The sequence below is a fragment of the Pseudomonadota bacterium genome (genome assembly GCA_023229365.1).
In the GTDB taxonomy this organism is placed as follows: Bacteria; Myxococcota_A; Polyangia; order JAAYKL01; family JAAYKL01; genus JALNZK01.
The window spans coordinates 26,898-42,353 of the sequence record JALNZK010000040.1 but is presented as its reverse complement, the minus strand read 5'-3'; the positions used below and the strand labels follow the sequence as shown (position 1 = coordinate 42,353).

13 protein-coding genes are annotated in these 15,456 nt (G+C 69.0%); 4 read left to right on the top strand and 9 right to left on the bottom strand.

Annotated features, from left to right (window positions below):
* Together M0R80_16445 and M0R80_16440 are read right to left on the bottom strand one after the other, a co-directional pair.
* The coding region (locus tag M0R80_16445; GenBank protein ID MCK9461218.1) for a hypothetical protein at positions 1–896 on the bottom strand (896 nt) is incomplete at its 3' end.
* Positions 889–1,731, bottom strand: coding sequence for a hypothetical protein (locus M0R80_16440; protein ID MCK9461217.1), 843 nt, complete (start codon positions 1,729–1,731; stop codon positions 889–891). The genes M0R80_16440 and M0R80_16445, both read right to left, overlap by 8 nt.
* Positions 1,732–2,165: 434 nt before the next feature.
* Here M0R80_16440 and M0R80_16435 point away from each other — a divergent pair, with 434 nt between their 5' ends.
* Positions 2,166–2,483 (top strand): hypothetical protein, encoded by a 318-nt coding sequence (locus M0R80_16435; GenBank protein ID MCK9461216.1) that lies wholly within the window; start codon positions 2,166–2,168, stop codon positions 2,481–2,483.
* Positions 2,484–2,641: 158 nt separating this feature from the next.
* Positions 2,642–3,862 (top strand): hypothetical protein, encoded by a 1,221-nt coding sequence (locus tag M0R80_16430; GenBank protein ID MCK9461215.1) that lies wholly within the window; start codon positions 2,642–2,644, stop codon positions 3,860–3,862.
* A 3-nt stretch (positions 3,863–3,865) separates the two neighbouring features.
* Here the strand turns inward: M0R80_16430 and M0R80_16425 are convergent, their stop codons facing one another.
* Genes M0R80_16425 through M0R80_16415 form a run of 3 tightly spaced genes read right to left on the bottom strand, consistent with a single transcriptional unit; the run spans position 3,866 to position 7,869 of the window.
* On the bottom strand, positions 3,866–5,194 hold the full coding sequence (locus M0R80_16425) for a TldD/PmbA family protein (protein MCK9461214.1): 1,329 nt from the start codon (positions 5,192–5,194) through the stop codon (positions 3,866–3,868).
* On the bottom strand, positions 5,187–6,755 hold the full coding sequence (locus M0R80_16420; GenBank protein ID MCK9461213.1) for a metallopeptidase TldD-related protein: 1,569 nt from the start codon (positions 6,753–6,755) through the stop codon (positions 5,187–5,189). Before M0R80_16420 ends, M0R80_16425 begins: the two co-directional genes overlap by 8 nt.
* A gap of 49 nt (positions 6,756–6,804) precedes the next feature.
* The gene (locus M0R80_16415) at positions 6,805–7,869 is read right to left on the bottom strand and encodes a hypothetical protein (protein ID MCK9461212.1); all 1,065 of its coding nucleotides are present in this window, start codon (positions 7,867–7,869) and stop codon (positions 6,805–6,807) included.
* Positions 7,870–7,999: 130 nt separating this feature from the next.
* Between M0R80_16415 and M0R80_16410 the strand changes: the two genes are divergently transcribed.
* Positions 8,000–10,249, top strand: coding sequence for a hypothetical protein (locus M0R80_16410; GenBank protein ID MCK9461211.1), 2,250 nt, complete (start codon positions 8,000–8,002; stop codon positions 10,247–10,249).
* A gap of 63 nt (positions 10,250–10,312) precedes the next feature.
* Entirely contained in the window at positions 10,313–10,957 is a 645-nt protein-coding gene (locus M0R80_16405; protein MCK9461210.1) for a hypothetical protein, read from the top strand.
* Here M0R80_16405 and truA read toward each other — a convergent pair whose 3' ends face one another.
* The 4 genes from truA to M0R80_16385 form a co-directional block, all read right to left on the bottom strand.
* Positions 10,958–11,695 (bottom strand): tRNA pseudouridine(38-40) synthase TruA, encoded by a 738-nt coding sequence (gene truA, locus M0R80_16400; GenBank protein ID MCK9461209.1) that lies wholly within the window; start codon positions 11,693–11,695, stop codon positions 10,958–10,960.
* 26 nt (positions 11,696–11,721) lie between these two features.
* The gene (locus M0R80_16395; GenBank protein ID MCK9461208.1) at positions 11,722–12,444 is read right to left on the bottom strand and encodes an MXAN_2562 family outer membrane beta-barrel protein; all 723 of its coding nucleotides are present in this window, start codon (positions 12,442–12,444) and stop codon (positions 11,722–11,724) included.
* Positions 12,441–13,751 carry a fibronectin type III domain-containing protein gene (locus tag M0R80_16390; protein MCK9461207.1) on the bottom strand — a complete coding sequence of 437 codons (1,311 nt, stop codon included), beginning with the start codon at positions 13,749–13,751 and terminating at the stop codon, positions 12,441–12,443. Before M0R80_16390 ends, M0R80_16395 begins: the two co-directional genes overlap by 4 nt.
* 157 nt (positions 13,752–13,908) lie before the next feature.
* Positions 13,909–15,453 (bottom strand): SpoVR family protein, encoded by a 1,545-nt coding sequence (locus tag M0R80_16385; protein MCK9461206.1) that lies wholly within the window; start codon positions 15,451–15,453, stop codon positions 13,909–13,911.
* Positions 15,454–15,456 lie beyond the last annotated feature (3 nt).

Below are 15,456 nucleotides of genomic sequence, written 5' to 3'. Positions count from 1 at the left end.
GTGTTGTACGGCGCGTTGTACGCCGCCGCGCCGACGAAGTGGGAGAACCCCTCCTTCTGGCCCGAGCCCGTGAATTCGCGCGATGTCGGGCAATGTGGGTATCCGCCGACGAGGTCGCAGTTGCAGCGGTTGTAGTCGCCGGATGCACGGAAATATCCCTCGGATCCCTCATACTGGCCGTCGCGCGGGCCGTCGTTCATCCATGTGATCGTGTGGCCGAACTCGTGGGCGATCTGGAACCGATCGTTGGTCCAATCGTCATCGATGCAGACGTGGTAGTCCAGATACTCTGGATGATTCGGATCGGCTTCCCAAGCTGCGCTTCCGCAGCCCGGATGGGGAGCGTGGGGAGCGGAATCCGTGCTCACCCAGTGCGTGGTGCCGTCGTCCCAGCCGAGCAGCGACGACTGGTACATGAGCGTCGTGACCGCGGGCATGAGCCGCCGCTCGTTGTTGAGCGGCGGCGGGTTGAACAACTTGGTGGGCGGGATCAGGAAGCCGGTGTAGTAGGCCCAATAGTAGCTGTCGGTCGTCATCGAGCCCCACGCCTCGCCATCCGGCATCACGATCACCTCGCGGTTTCCTTTCTTCGCGTAAGTGTACTGATAGAAATAGTACATTGTATAGCTGTCGATGGTCACGCTCGGCGTGCATCCGCTCGAGTCCAGGAAATACTCGTCGCAAGTGCTCGGCCCGATGACGACGACATAGGTGTACCGCGCCGGGGCGTGGACGCTGTCGTTGTCCAGCCAGTACGTGTTGTGGTCGGGGTCGGTGTCCTGGTCGGCGTAGGAGATGTCCCACTGGAAGCACCACTTGCCGGTGCCGGCGCCGGCGGTGCTCGAGATCGTCGCCGCGATCGCGACACCCATGATGGCGATTGTAGCCCTACTCATCGTCAACCTCCAACTCCGCATCGCCGCCCTCGTCGGGCACGACGATCGCGTCCGCGCTGCCGCTCACGTCGCCTCGGCCGTCGGCCGCCCAGGTGACGACACCCTCGATCCCTTCGGCTTCATCGTGGGAGACGAGCTCGCTGCCGGCTGCGGTGACGACCGAGTACACGCCGTACGCGTCCGCGATCTCGCCCAGCGCCTTCGCCTCGAGCGCGGCCTCGGTCAACGCCTCGGGGCTCGCGGGCAGCGAGAAGTACACGCCGCCGCGCTCGGCGATGAACGACTCTTGCGTGTAAGCGCGTGCCGCTCCGTAGCCCGCATCGTGCAGGAGCCAGCGAAATGCCGTTCGGGTCGTGACCTCGAACGGACCCAGGCCGGCGACGTTCGTACGGGTCAGCTCCACCGCGATCTGCGAAACGACCTCGGAGCTGCGGATCGGAACCTCGGCCGCGTCGAGCGAGAACGCCGCGCTCTCGCCCGCGGCGATTGCGACCTCGCCGAAGGGCAGGCGCGCGACACCGAGCGCGCTCTCGGCGACGAGCGCCACGGTCACCGAGCGCTCCTCGTCGGTCTCGTTCGTCACCTCGAACGACAGCGACGACGCACCGGCGGCCTCGGCCGAGTCGGTCCACTCGGCCGAGAACGGCTCGTGCGGTTGGTCGACCGAGGTTTGCGACGAATCGCCCGCGGTCACCTCCGCATCGCCATCCGTCTCGCCGCCGAGCATCGCGTTCGGCGCTGCGCCGACGGTCGTCATCGCACCGCCCGAGTCGCACCCGGCGGAGAGCGCCGCCGCGAGCGCGGCGATGACCACGAGCAAAATCATCCTGTACATGCTGCCTCCTTTTCGAGCGGTGACCGAATCGATCGTCTCCGCCCGGTTCGTGGGCCCGGGAGCGGGCCGTCCATCCACGGGGAACGTTGGAGGAGGAAGGGGTGGGTGCAGCGGGGACGGCGGAGCGCGTTCCTCGATCCGCCGGCGAAATGATCTTGTGCCGCTGTTTTCGCACAGGTGGGGGGGTCAAGAGGTAAAATGGGTCAGGCGCCTCGACGTTGCCATTTCCAGCTGTCGTGTCGTGAAGAGCAAAGGCGGTGAGCGATTTTTCGCGCCGCGAGCGCCGCGGGGTTCATCCACAAGCCGCACAAACCCCACGAACTCTTGCGCGCGGCGCTGGACCGCGCCTGAGCGACCGGACGAATCCCGTGGCGACGCCGTCCGGGCGGCGCTAGTATTCGGGTGCCCGGGGGCGCTCAACGCGGAGGGGTCTCATGTCCTTCAAATTCACTGCGATGGTGCTTCTGTTCGCCGCGGTCGCGTTCGCGGCAGCCGCCTGTTGCGAAAAGGGGGGGGCGGATCCGCAGGTCGCGGAGCTCCAATCACGCGTCGCCGCGCTCGAGGCGGCCAACAAGGCGCTCGAGGCGCAGCTCGGGGGCGCGAAGCCCGCGGCGGAGGCGGACTGCTCGGCCGAGCTCGCCGCGTGCCAGGAGCGCGCGGCCAAGTGCGAGAAGGACCCGTTCACCGGGCCCAAGTACCTCACCGACGAGCCGGGGGCGAAGCCGGCGCCGGAAGAGAAGAAGGCAGAGTAAGAGTCAAAGGGACAGAAGGGACGAAAGGGACCCAAGGAGATCTCACTCGTCTCACCGGTCCTAGTTGTCCCAATTGCCTTCGTCCCACTCGTCCAAGCCTTTTCCAGGTCCTTCCTTTTTCGCCACCCCATCCGCAGCCGAAGCACTACACTATGAGTATGTCATTCAGCCAACTCACCCGATTTCTCCTCGTTCTCGCCGCGCTCTTCGGCGCCTGCGACCCCCAGATCAGCGACCCGTACGTTGAGGGCGACAGCGGCACGGACGCCGATTCGGACTCGGATGCCGACGCCGGGCCAGACTGGACCTGTCCGGATCCGCCGACCGCTATCTGCGCCGAGAGCCACGCGTACGATCTCTTGGGACAGGCGGCCGATTTCGACGAGGGGCTCGCCTTCGCGGACGTCGAGGGCGAAGGTGTCTTTCTCGCCGAGCGGCCCGACGGCTCGGGCGGAACCGAGCCCGTGCTGGTGGCCAGGGCGTGGGAGACGAGCTTCGAGGATGTGCCGGGTGAATACGCCGTCGTCGCCCTGAACGAGGCGCCCTCCGAACCGCTGCGCGCGGTCGCGATCGTTTCACCGCGTTCCATTTACAGTTCCGACTACGGGTTCTCGTCGGAGGGGTCGATCATCGGCTACCCGGCGGTGATCCTCCTGTGCGGCGAGAGCGGCTGCGCGTTGTACGGCGTGTTTGTCGACTCGATCGACGCTGCGCACCTCGCGTGGATCCCGAACGGGGAGGTGCCGATCGACGACGCGCGCGGCCTCGTTTTTAGAGAGCCGGCGGATTACGACACTTTCGAAAATACGATCTGCGCATTCGGCGACGGGATCGCCTGTTTCGACGGATCGACGTGGACCACGATGCTCTCGCCGGGCGGGCCGCTCCTCCTCTCGGCCACGACCTACTGGGAGAGCTGGCACACCTACCTGCTGGCGTCCGGAGCGGCGTGCCGGCTCGTGCGGCAGAGCGCCGACGGCTTCGAGGAGATCCCGCTCTCCTGCGACGTCGATCTGAAGACGGTGAGCTCGGGCCACGAGTTCTTCGCGGCCGGCGGCGACGGGATCCTGGTGCTCGGCTTCCCGGAGGAGACGCTCGAGTGCCCGCTCGCCGGCGTCGATATCGTGCAACTGCGCGGGCAGTCCTACAACTACGAGGAAGAGATGCACCGCTGGGTGACCGCGTTCGCGCAGGACGGGAGCGTTGTCGAGGTGAGATACTCGGACACCGACTCGACGTCGTGCACGTCCCTCGACCCCCTCGACGGGCCTGCGCGCGCCTGGTCGTTCATCGCTCCGTACACGGACGCCTGGGGATCGACGGTCGTCACGGAATCGTCCGTGTACTGGCGGATCGAGGGCGGCGGGCCGGGAGAGTAGAACCTACGTCCCGGAGCACTGCGCCTTCTTGAAGCGCAGGCTGGGCGCGCGGTTGCCCGCCGAGGTCCAGGGGTCGTTGCCCACCTCGACGAGCTGCTTCCAGATCTCGAGGTGGTTCCCCGCGAGGTTCATCTCCGAGACCGGGTGCGCGATCGCGCCCTTCTCGACGTAGAACCCCTTGATGCCGAGCGAGAAGTCGCCGGTCGTGCCGTTCGAGTTGCCGCCCGTGAAGTCGGTGACGAAGATCCCCTTCTTCATCCCGGCGATCATCGCGGCCGCGTCGCGCTTGCCCTTGGTCCACACGAGGTTGTTCCACTCGCCGGTGGTGGGCTGCGCGCCCAGCTTGGACGCGTAGTACGTGTCGAGGAAGTAGGTCTTCACGACGCCCTTCTCGAACACCGGCAGCTTCGACGTGACCATCCCCTCGCTGTCCCACGCCGACGTCGCGAGCCCGCGCGGGAGGTGCGGATCGCTCGTCACGGTGAGCAGCTCCGAGCCGATCCGGGCGCCGAGCTTGCCCTCGAGGAAGGAGCTCTTCTGCTGGAGATCCTCGCCTGCGAGCGCGCCGAACAGGTACCTGGCGAGCCGGCTCACCACGCGGTTCTCGATCACCACCTCGTACGAGCCGGTCGGCGCCTGCTTCGAGCCGCGCTGGCCGTCCGCACGGCGGAGCGCCTCGGCGCCGAGCGCCTCGATCGACGGGAGATCCGCCGCGAAGCACGCGTCGGCGTACGCGTACCCCTCGGGCTTGCGGTCGCCCGCGTCGCGGACCGCCACCTCGATGCTCCGCCCGAACGAGGTGCTCCTCTCGGTCGCGTCGAAGCCGTTCGTGGACATGCCGACCCACGCGGCCTCGGTGTCGCCCACGCCCGCGGTCACGGAGACGATCCTCCCGTCGCCGTCGCCTGCGCGCGCCGCCTCCTCGAGCCGCCGGGCGTCGGCGAGCCGCGCGTCCGGGGCCACCGTCGCGACCGCCGGATCGGAGATCTGGAGGTCCGCCTGGGTCGCGCCCGCGTACCGGGCCGGATCCGGGAGGTGGCGGTGCGGATCCGGGGCGAGGGTGCGCGTCGCGCCGACCATCCCCCGCACGAACTGCGCCACCGCGTCGGGCCGGAGGTCCGAGGTCCCGCTCGCGGAGAAGCGGCCGTCGACGTAGAGCGAGACCGAGAGGCTCTGCGCCGTGGACTCGCGAATCCTGTCGAGCTTGCCGTCGCGCCACTCCACCGTCACGTCGCGGCTGCGCGTGACGAACGCGCGGGCGTCCTGCGCCCCCGCGGCCCTCGCCTCGGAGATGGCGCGCCCCGCCAGATCCCGCATGCTCCTCTCATCCATCGTTCACACCTCCGACCGAGATGCCGCCGCACTTCACGGTCGGCAGCCCCATGCCGACGGGCACCCGCTGGCCGTCCTTGCCGCAGGTCCCGGCGCCCCTGTCGAGCGCGAGATCGTTGCCGACCATCTGCACCTGCTCGAGCACCTTGGGGCCGAAGCCTATCAGGTTCGCGTCCTTCACCGGCCGGCCGAGCTTGCCGTCCTCGATGAGGTACCCGTTCTTCAGGTAGAAGCTGAAGTCGCCGGCGCCGATGTTGACCTGGCCGTTGGAGAACGTCTCGGCGTAGATCCCCTTCTTGACCGACCGGAGGATCTCCGCCGGATCGTGCGGGCCGTTCAGCATGTACGTGTTCCGCATCCGCGGCACGGGCGGGAACATGTAGCAGTCGCGGCGGCCGTTGCCCGTGGGCGCGACGCCGAAGTGCCGCGCGGAGATCAGGTCGTGCAGGTAGCCGACCAGCACGCCGTTCTCCACGAGCACGGTGCGCGCCGTCGCCTGTCCCTCGTCGTCGACGTTGAGGGAGCCCCGCTCGTTCGGCACGGTGCCGTCGTCGACGATCGTCACGAACTCGGGCGCCACCTTCTGGCCGACGCGGCCCGAGTAGACCGAGATCCCCTTGCGGTTGAAGTCGGCCTCGAAGCCGTGCCCCATCGCCTCGTGCAGGAGGATGCCGGAGAGGCCCGGCGCGAGCACGACGGGGTACTCGCCCGCCGGCGGCGGCGCGGCCTCGAACAGCACGACCGCCTTGCGCGCGGCGGTCTCTCCGAGCTCGGTCATGACGGCGTCGCTGTACTGCTCGAAGCCCCGGCGCTTGCCGAAGCTGTGGTAGTTCTCCTCGCGGCGCCCCTTGTCCTCGGCGACGCACGTGCAGTACGCGGTGGTCATCGGCCGGAAGTCCTCGACGATCCCGCCCGCGCTGTTCGCGACGAGCACGCGGCTCTCGGTGTCGCTCACGAAGACGCGCACCTTGACGATGCGCTTGTCGAACGCCGCCGCCGCCGCGTTCGCGCGATCGAGGAACGGGATCTTGCGATCGAGCGAGACCGAGGACCAGGGCTGATCGATCATGTAGTAGTTCGGCGGGGCTCCGCGCGCGAACGCCGCAGGACCCGGGACGCCGGCGGCGTTGGCGACGACCGCGGCGGTGCGCGCGGCGCTCGAGAGCGCCTCGGGCGAGAGATCCTCGGTGAACGCGAAGCCGGTCTGGTCGCCCTGGAGGACGCGCACGCCGCAGCCGAGCTTGATCCGGGCGTACGCCTGGTTCACGGCGCCGTCCTCGAGCGCGAGGTAGTTGACGACCTCGTGCTGGAAGTACAGGTCGGCGTACTCGCCGCCCCGGGCGAGCGCCTCGCCGAGCACGCGGCTCATCAGCGCCTCGTCGACGCCGAAGCGCGCGAAGTACGTCGCCGCGGGCGGCGCGGCCGCTCGCGGGACGAAGGCGGTCGGCTCGGCGGGCGCCCCGCAGCTTGCGAGGAAGGCCGGTCCGAGCACGAGGCCGGAGCCCGCCGCGGCCAGGAAGTCGCGGCGCGTCAGCCGCCTTTGGTTGGAGTCGTCGCGCATGTCGCCCCTCTCCTTGTTTCCGACACGCCTTTGTAACAGATTTCGGGGATCAGATCTGCGAGTAGCTCTTGCCCGGCACGTCCACGAGCACCTCGAACACCGTCTCGCCCGCGCAGGTGACGTAGAGCGCGTCCTCGAAGAAGCCGCCCTCGCCGCGGCCCCACTCGAGGCCCGACGCCCACGCGACCGCGTCGCGGAGATCGGCGAGCTTCGCGACGGAGCTCGCGTCGTCGGAGATGCGGAAGAGGCGAGGTTCCTCCCCCGTCGAGACGTAGAGGCTGCCGCACGCGTCGACGCCGAGCCCGGTGAGGCAGCCCGACATGCCGGCGGCGACCGCGACCGGATCGGACGTCGTGAAGAACAGCTTCGGCGGCGCGGGCTCGCGCAGCTCGTCGAGCTCGACGGTGTAGATGGAGCCGCACTCGGCCGAGACGTACAGCGTGAGGAAGTCGGGGCTGAACGCCACGCCGACCGGAGCCGAGAGCCCCTCGGCGATCATCCGGCTCGCGCCCGTGTACGGCCGGATCGCGCGGACGTCGCCGCTCGACTGCTCGGTGACGATCACGTCGCCGCCGGGCTCGACCTCGATCCCCGACGGCTGCCGCAGGCCGCCCGTCACCGTGCGCCGCGCGCCGGTGAGCTTGTCGAAAAGGAACAGCGAGTCGGTGCCGCCGCACACGAAGTCGCCCGTCGGCAGCGTCGCGAGGCCGCGGACGCAGCCCGCCCCCTCGACCCAGACGGACGAGGCGCCGGACTTGAGCGTCTTGTGCAGGTCCTGTCCGGACATGCCGACGAGGCTTCCCTCGGCGTCGAACGCCAGGTCATCTCCGGTCGGCACGCCTTCGATCCGCGCCATCCCGGACGGCGCCGGCGGCGGAAGCGAGCAGTCCGGACCCGTGTCGGAGGAGCTCTCGGTGTCCGTGTCCCCGTCGCTGTCGCCGTCCGTGTCGCCGTCGGAATCTCCGTCGGAATCGGCGTCCGCGTCGGCGTCCGTGTCGGAATCGGAATCGGCATCGCTCGCGGAAGGAAGCGGGCTCGCCACCTCGCAGCCGAACAAAAGTGCGGCAACGACCGCGACGAACCCGGGGATTAACGAACAGAATGCGGGTTTCATAACGGATTTTCCGAGACGGATATCCGAATACATGAGCTTCAGCATACACCTTTGCTGGAATTGCGAGCGGCCTTTTTTCGTTTATGACGCAAACTTGAGCCGCGGCGGCGCGGCGACGTAGAGTCCGCACATGAGCACACGCAGCACGACGAGATGCCGACGCTTCTGCGGCGCTGTCGCGGCGTTTCTCGCGGCGGCCGCCCTCTGGGGTTGCGGCGGAGGCGATTCCGACGGCTCGGGCAAGGTCCTGACGCCGGTCGCGATAGGAGGAGCCGACGGCGGGCTGTCCCACGACGAGGAGCCCCCGCCCCCGCCGCTCGGCGGGCGCCCTTTGACCGCGTACCGCGACGGCGTGGCACGGGGGACGACCGAGCCCCAGGCGATCCAGGACGGCCTCACCGTGATCGACCTGAGCAACTACTGGGTGCCCTTCCTGTTCTCCGAGCAGGACTCGCCGAGCGCGCCCCACCTGAAGAACGAGTTTCGGCCGATCTTCCGCAAGCTCGCCAACAACTGGTTCTACGAGTCGCGGATGGCGGCCGCGGCGCGGGAGTCGGTGGAGCGGCGGATCGCGCGGGCTCGGGCGGCGAAGATCGCGGAGCTCAAGGCGCAGGGCCTCACGGACGCGCAGATCGCGAAGGAGCTCGGGATCGCCGCGGACGCCGGCGCGCCCGAGGAGGCCGAGGCGCCGGACGCGGGCGATCTCCCGGAGAGCGGGGTGGGCGAGGAGGACCACTTCCTCGAGGTGTACGGCATCCCGCCGAGCCTCTCGGTGCTGCGGAACCGCGCGATCGAAGAGGTGGATCGCCCGTGCTTCAAGGAAATCGACTACGAGAGGATCCGGCGCTTCCAGGGCGGGATCGCGTACCGCAGCAACGAGACGGCCAAGGAGGAGGCGCAGAAGGGGAAGACCTTCGCCCGGCAGATGCGCCAGGCGATGGAGAAGCTCGGCGCGGCGGATCCGGACGCGCTGCTCGCGCACCCGAACAACAAGCTTTCCGGCGGGCTCGTGAGCATCGCGGTTCGGTACGAGGCGCTCGTCGAGGCGCAGAAGCAGCTCGCGTGCGAGGGGCTCTTCCCGCCGAACGCGAGCCGGTACGTTCCCGGCGGGCTCGACTGGAAGACGCACACGGCGCTCTCCGCGTTCGAAAGGAAGAACCGGATCTTCGCGTGGGGGGTCTTCGGCGAGGAGACCGCGCTCGCGCTCGGGAAGACGCCCAAGGAGCGCCTGTTCGACGCGTTCCTGCGCGCCGTCGCCGAGCGGATCGCCGACGCGGCCGGGGTCATCGAGGACGGCACGGCCCGCGCCGCGGACGGCGGACCGGCGAAGTACAAGGACGAGAAGGGCGTCGAGCACGAGGTGCCGAACCTGGTCGCCGAGTACAGCGCGCTCCTCCTCAGGCACATGGGCCTCGGCACGCCGGAGAAGGTCGAGGCGTTCCTCGAGGCCAACGGCGACACGGTGTTCGACAACCTGTTCGTCGCGATCCCGCTGCCGCCGAAGCCGCCGTACTACGCGCCGAGCATGGATCTGCACTCGATCATCGATCGCGGCGACGTGTGGTACGACTACCCGGTCGCGCCCGACGGCCGCGAGCGCACGTTCCCGCGAAAGCGCATGCCGACGAACACGCTCCTCGTGCGCTGGAACGGCCAGGACATCCCGCTCGTCACGATGAACACGACGATCGGCTCGTGGCGCACCGAGCTCGCGCCGGACGGTTACGAGTACTACAAGTACAAGAACTCCGACGTCGGGCCGCGCGTATGGAAGGACATCGTCGCCGGCCCGGTGTGGCTGCCGCCGGACACGACGCCGGCGAAGGACCTCATCAAGCCGTTCGTGTACAAGGGCCGCACCGTCATGGTGCCGAACTACGACGAGTTCGGACCGTGGTACGCCTCGGCGTACGGCCTGGTGGCGGCGTTCCACGTGCGGCCGGTGCCGCGCAAGAACGGCACGACCGACTACTTCGACAACGGCATCCGCAGCCACGGCTCGGTCGACTACAACTCGATCTTGAGGCGCTACTCCCACGGCTGCCACCGGCTGTACAACCACCTCGCGATCCGCATGTTCGACTTCGTGCTCAAGCACAGGCCGTACACGCGCGTGGGCCGCATCCCGGGCGGCTACGGCAAGAAGGTCGAGGTGGAGGAGGACACGTTCGAGATCTCGCTCGACACGCGGGGCTACAAGTACGAGCTCGTCGCGCCGATGGACGTCGAGGTGCAGTACGGCCGCATCCGCGGCAAGCAGCGCTCGCCTATCGAGACGTACATGCCGAAGCCGGGCGTCGACTACGGCTCCGACGCGCAGTTCCTCCCGCCGGGCTACAAGCCGTTCGCTCCGGCCGCCGACGGGGGCCCGACCCCATAACGGCGGCGGAGCTTGCAAACGTCTCGTTCGTGCCTACCTTTGCGGGACGAGAGGAGGTCGCGCATGAGCAGGGCTTTGCCGATGGCGTTGTCGATAGCGGCGTTCGGGCTCATCCTGGGGAGCGGGGGCGCGGTCCTCGCGGCGCCCGGCGACGGCGTGCAGGCGGACCGCTCGGTGATCCTCGGGGTCGCGATCCGGGCCGGCGGGCGCTTCGACAACGTGCGGATGTGCGTGGCCTCCCCGGCCGGCGTGAAGGGCGGTCCCGCGGCAGACATCTCCCTGTTCGCCGACATCGGCGTCAGCGACAACGCGAGCGTGCGCGTCAACATCCCGTTCATGCGCCCGATCCTCTTCGCGGCCGCGTTCCGGATGCTCCAGTTCGAGCCCGAGATCGGGCTCATCTTCCGCAGGCGGACCGAGGCCGGGGTGGATCTCGTGGCCGGGCCGACGATCGGCCTGTCGCTCCACTACGGCCCGGACTACCTGTCCGAAGCGTCGGGCGCCGGGCGCCGGCCGTCGTTCTTCGCGATGGGGCCGCAGGTGGGCGGGTACATGGGGCTCGACTTCAAGCGGCCCGACGAGAGGTTCAACTTCCAGCTCGGGCTGAGCCCGTACGTGGCGCCGCTGTTCGGCGTCGACGACCCGGACGAGCACCGCGGCGTCGTCGTGGGCGGCCTGCTCGACGGGTGGTTCCGCTTCTCGACCTGATCAGTAGAAGACCTCGACCAGCGTGAGGCCGCAGGCCGGGGCGGTCTGGCCCGCGAGGGTGCGATCGCCGGTCTCGAGGGCGCGCGCCACGCTTTCGGCCGACATCCTCCCGAGCCCCACCCCGACGAGCGTGCCCGCGATGATCCGCACCATGTTCTTCAGGAACGCCGTGCCGCGGACCTCGAGCTCGACGACGCCGTCGCCGCGCTCGATCACGTCGATCGCGGTCACGGTGCGCACCGTCTCCTCCCGGCCGCAGTCGGCGGCGCGGAACCCGCGGAAGTCGTGCGTGCCGACGAGGATCGCCGCCGCCGCGCGCATCGCCCCGAGATCGAGGGGATCGCGCACGTGCCAGCTCGTCCGCAGGCGCAACGGCGAGGGCGCCGGCCTGTTGAGCACGCGGTAGCGGTACCACTTCCCCCGCGCGTCGCGGCGCGCGTTGAAGCCGGGCGGCGCGAGCTCGGCGCGGACGACCGCGGCGTGGGGGCGGCACAGGGCCGAGACGCTGTCCGCGAGCTTGCGCGGATCGAGGTCGAGGCCGGTCTCGAAGCTCGCAACCTGCCCGAGGGCGTGGACCCCGGCGTCGGTGCGCGACGCGCCCTGGACGCGGAGCTCCTCCCGCGCGATCACGGCGAGCGCCTCCTCGATGACGCCCTGCACGGTGCGCTTGCCGGGCTGCCTCTGCCAGCCGCTGAACGCCTCCCCGTCGTACTCGATGGTGAGCCTGTAGACCGCCATGGAGCCCCTCGAAGCGGCGCGCCCCGTCAGAACTCGATGCCGAGGCCGGCGAGGAACGTGCCGTGCGATCCGAGGTTCATGGGGCTCAGGCACATGTGGTCGTCCTTCCCCAGCCCCTCGACGACGGCGAACACGTACTCGAAGAAGATGAAGCTGTGGTTCACGCCGGACTCGTTGTCGAACGTGCGCGCCGACATCTTGTCGAAGTTGTCGAGCCGGAGCGCGAGGCCGGGCTGGATCTGCCAGCCGGGTGTGCCGCCCGACTCCTGCGTCTCGCCGGCGCCGAGGACCCACCACAGGTACCAGTTGATCCCGCCCTTGAAGTACGGCACGAGCGGGATGCCGAGCTCGTCGGCGAGCACATCCACGCGGATCACGCCGAGCAGCGCGAACGGCATCACGTTGAGCACCGTGTAGTCGTTGGACGTCCCGCCCGACTCGGTCCGCGACCGCGCGTACTCCTGCATGAAGCCGAACGAGCCGCCCAACCCGAAGCTGATGATCTTGTCGAAGCGGAAGAACTGCCAGTCGAGCTCGAGCACCGTGAGGAACATCGACTCCTCTGCGCCGAACGTGTCCGCGTAGGGGGAGCCGGAGATCCCGCTCCCGTCGTCGACGTTGGGCCGGTACGGGCCGAACTTGATCTCGAAGGCGCCGTACTGCGGGGACGGCACGTAGGCGTCCGCGGCGCCGGGCAGGGTGCACACCGAGAGCGCCGCGAGGGCGGACGCGAGGAACAGTCGCTTCATGCGTCCCTCCTGCGCCGCGGCAGCGCGAGGCCGATGACGAGCCCTATAGCGAGGCACGCCGCGAACCCCGCGGTGAAGCGCGCCGGGCCGATCGCCAGGAGGCTGATCGCGGCGCCGGAGAAGGCGGTGAGGCCGTCCGCGACCGCCGCGCGCAGCTCCTCGTCGCCCTCGACGACCGCCGCGAGCGACGGCCCGGCCGCGTAGTACGCCGCGATGACTTTGCGGCCACCGGGCAGCTTCGCGAGGAAGCGGTCGCGGAACGCGCGCAGCACGCGGACCGTCGGGTGGTCGTACGATCCGAAGGCGGCCGTGGCGACGAAGCAGTAGTGGCCGGCGCCCTTGCCCCCCGCGTCGCCGTAAATCTCCGAGAAATCGATTGTTTTTTCGGGCGTCGCGCAGATCGCCTCGGAGAAGACCGACGGGTTCGCGGCGTCGTCGACCGCCACGACCGCGAACTTGTACTGCGTGCCGTTGTGGAGGCCGTCTATCGTTGCGCTCGTGGCGTCGGCGTCGCTCAGCTTGCTGTCGGTGTAGCCGGAGACGAGCCCGTCGTCGTAGGCCGCACCGGCCTCTGGCCCGCCGCCCACCGTGCACTCCTCGCTCGCGTCGCCGATGCCGCCGTCGTCGGCGTACGGCACCGGCGTGAAGTCGAGCTTCCCGCTCCCCGCGTCGACGCCCGCGTCGGCGTCGGTGTCGGTGTCCGTATCGGTGTCCGTGTCGCTGTCCGAATCCGAGGCGCCGCCCGCCCAGTAGACCAGCCGGAAGCCGGAGACGTCGCCCGCCGTGACCTCGTTCCAGGAGATGCGGACGTTTCCGGAGCCGACGCGCGCCTTGAGCCCGGTCGGCGCGGTGGTCGGGCCGCTCACGTCGAGCGAGAGCGAGAGCGCCGTCGACCAGATCCCGCCCTCCTCGAAGGGCTCGTTCTCCTGGGTCAAAAGCCCGATCCACACCGACGCGGTGGCCGCGGCCTCGCAGCCGTCGGGGAACAGATCCGCGGTCGTCACCGTGAAGTAGAGCTCCGACGCGAGCTGCGGACCGCCGATGAGGGTGCACCCCTCGGGCGCGTCGTCGCAGTCCGTGCCCTCGTACAGGTACAGCTCGCGGCCCGTCGTCGTCTCTCCCGCCAGCGCGACCTCGAACACATAGTCGATCCCGGCCGTGCAATCGGCGAGGTTCACGAGGGTGAGGTCTTCGCCCTGGAGCGACCAGCCGTTGTCGTCGCGCTCCCGCACCTCGACGGTGATCGCCCGGGCGGCGCCGGAAAAGAGCAGCGCCGCGACCGTCAACGGGATAATAAAGAGCTTCACGTTCGACATGGCCCATCCTCAATAGCAAGAAGCGAACCACATTGCGAGCGCGGAACGGCGCCGCGGGCGCGGGGCGTTCCGCACGCCGGAATGACATTTTGTCACCGTTTCGGCGCCCGCGCGCGACGTTTCGTCACGGACGGGGCGCGCCGGTCCTTCAACCCTCGAGCTCGGTTTCCTGGTACTCCGTGCCGTCGAACTGCGCGAGCAGCGCCTTGTCCTCGGCGCGCGTGCGGATCGCGACGGGCCGCTTCCAGATGGCGTAGAGGTTGCCGAGCACGGCCCGCGTGTACCCCGGATCCAGGTCGATGCCCCGGTGGTCGTGGCCGAGGAGCAGCTCGCCGCGGTTGCCCGCGTTGGCGTCGAGCACGGAGATCGCGGGGTGGCCGAGGTTCGTGATCTGGGCGAGCAGCTTCCGCTTCACGTCGTCGAACTGGCGCGACTCGATCTCGTACCGCCTATGGTGCTCGTTGTAGCCGAACGCGAACAGCTTCTGCTCTCGGATGAAGTCGAAGGTCAGGAACTCGTCGATGAACGTCACGTCGTTGTGCGTGCGGCGCACCGCGAACAGCTTCTTCGCGCCCTCGCCCGCGCGGCCGAGATCCCACGCGTCGCGCACCGCCATGTCGTCGCACTCCTCGAAGTCCTTGCCGTGGCGCCCCTTGTCCCAGCGCTCCCGGATGTGCCTGTAGAGCTCGACGCCGAGCTTGTACGGGTTGAGCTGCGAGCCGTGCGTCGCCGTGACCATCGACGCGTGGTCGGCGTAGTCGACGATCTCCGAAGCGTCGAGCGCCTTCTCGGTCATGATCCGGGAGTGCCAGTAGGTCGCCCAGCCCTCGTTCATGATCTTGGTCTGCGCCTGCGGCGCGAAGTAGTACGCCTCCTCGCGCACGATCTCCATCACCCCGCGCTGCCAGGGCTTGAGCGGCGCGTGCTCCATGAGGAAGCCCACCACGTCGCGCGCCGGGCGCGCCGGGAACGACGCCTCCTTCTTCGCCTCGTCCTGGCGCTTCTGGCGCTGCTCGGCGATGAACTCCGGCGGGTTGATGTAGGACTCCATGTACGGCTTCGCCCGCAGGCGCGGCACGTCGCCCGGGCCGAGCACGTCCTCGCTCTCGGCGGCCAGCGCGGTCTCGGCGGCGTGCGAGCGCGCCTCGGCGTCGACCGCGGGCGACGGCGGGTTGTGGACGTCGATCAGGTTGTCGATCGAGAGGCACAGATCGATGAACTCCTCGACCTTGTCGACGCCGTACCGGTCCATGTAGTCGCGGACCCGCGCGCCGTGGTTGGCCATCTCGTCGATCATGTGCCGGTTCGTGTGCGCGAACCACAGGTTGTTCTTGAAGAAGTCGCAGTGCGCAAACACGTGCGCCATGACGAGCTTCTGATCGACCGTCGAGTTGCCCTCGAGCAGGTACGCGGTGCACGGGTCGTTGTTGATGACGAGCTCGTAGATCTTCGACAGGCCGTACGTGCTCGACTTCTTGAGCCTGTCGTACTCCATGCCGTGTCGCCAGTGCGGGTACCGGTTCGGGAAGCCGCCGTACGCGGCGATCTCGTTCATCTGGTCGTAGTTGACGACCTCGAAGAAGGTGCTGAAGAAGTCCAGCCCGAAGCCGCGGGCGTAGCCCTCGATCTCCTGCTGGAACTCCCAGAGGTAGCGCGGCAGGCCCCCGCCCCAGAACCGCCTGAACTGCCGCATCGC

Excerpts from the sequence above, each read along its gene's own strand:
- M0R80_16440 (MCK9461217.1), bottom strand. The coding sequence starts at position 1,731 with ATGTACAGGATGATTTTGCTCGTGGTCATCGCCGCGCTCGCGGCGGCG.
- M0R80_16435 (MCK9461216.1), top strand. The coding sequence starts at position 2,166 with ATGTCCTTCAAATTCACTGCGATGGTGCTTCTGTTCGCCGCGGTCGCG.
- M0R80_16430 (MCK9461215.1), top strand. The coding sequence starts at position 2,642 with ATGTCATTCAGCCAACTCACCCGATTTCTCCTCGTTCTCGCCGCGCTC.
- M0R80_16425 (MCK9461214.1), bottom strand. The coding sequence starts at position 5,194 with ATGGATGAGAGGAGCATGCGGGATCTGGCGGGGCGCGCCATCTCCGAG.
- M0R80_16420 (MCK9461213.1), bottom strand. The coding sequence starts at position 6,755 with ATGCGCGACGACTCCAACCAAAGGCGGCTGACGCGCCGCGACTTCCTG.
- M0R80_16415 (MCK9461212.1), bottom strand. The coding sequence starts at position 7,869 with ATGAAACCCGCATTCTGTTCGTTAATCCCCGGGTTCGTCGCGGTCGTT.
- M0R80_16410 (MCK9461211.1), top strand. The coding sequence starts at position 8,000 with ATGAGCACACGCAGCACGACGAGATGCCGACGCTTCTGCGGCGCTGTC.
- M0R80_16405 (MCK9461210.1), top strand. The coding sequence starts at position 10,313 with ATGAGCAGGGCTTTGCCGATGGCGTTGTCGATAGCGGCGTTCGGGCTC.
- truA (MCK9461209.1), bottom strand. The coding sequence starts at position 11,695 with ATGGCGGTCTACAGGCTCACCATCGAGTACGACGGGGAGGCGTTCAGC.
- M0R80_16395 (MCK9461208.1), bottom strand. The coding sequence starts at position 12,444 with ATGAAGCGACTGTTCCTCGCGTCCGCCCTCGCGGCGCTCTCGGTGTGC.
- M0R80_16385 (MCK9461206.1), bottom strand. The coding sequence starts at position 15,453 with ATGCGGCAGTTCAGGCGGTTCTGGGGCGGGGGCCTGCCGCGCTACCTC.